The following is a 399-nucleotide window of genomic DNA, read 5'->3' as shown; positions in this document are numbered from 1 at the left end:
GTGCACGGACCCCCATCCGCGCTCGGCTCCTAGGTCATCTTCGCACGCATCACCCCACATATCACCCCATGTCTCACCCCCTGCCCTGCGTCACCCACGACGACGGACCCCGTCGTGGTGGGTGTCAAGAGGGGCAGAAGCGCTGACGGTGGCCGCGGGGGCGTGGCCGCGGATGTAGAGGGGCTTTGCATGCAGAGTGGGACATCGGAAGAGCTGGACGGCGATCGGCGCGAGCTCATCGGTCACGACCTCGAGCGGGATCGGCTGCGCGGGTTGGTGACGTCGCTGGCGTCGGGCATCGGCGGAGCGATCGTGGTCGTCGGTCCGGCCGGCATCGGTAAGAGTGAGCTGCTCCGGAACGCAGCGAGTCATGCCCGGTCCGGGACCGTGCCGACGCGC

At 68.9% G+C, this 399-nt stretch carries 1 protein-coding gene; it reads left to right on the top strand.

Annotated features, from left to right (window positions below):
- Positions 1 to 189: 189 nt before the first annotated feature.
- Positions 190 to 399 (top strand): ATP-binding protein (locus tag ELR45_RS38100; protein ID WP_205856723.1); only part of this gene is annotated, 210 nt, incomplete at its 3' end.

Origin of the sequence: Phytoactinopolyspora endophytica, from assembly GCF_004138495.1 — a bacterium.
GTDB lineage: Bacteria > Actinomycetota > Actinomycetes > Jiangellales > Jiangellaceae > Phytoactinopolyspora > Phytoactinopolyspora endophytica.
The sequence above is the reverse complement of the archived record's forward strand: the minus strand, read 5'-3'. Positions and strand labels throughout refer to the sequence as shown.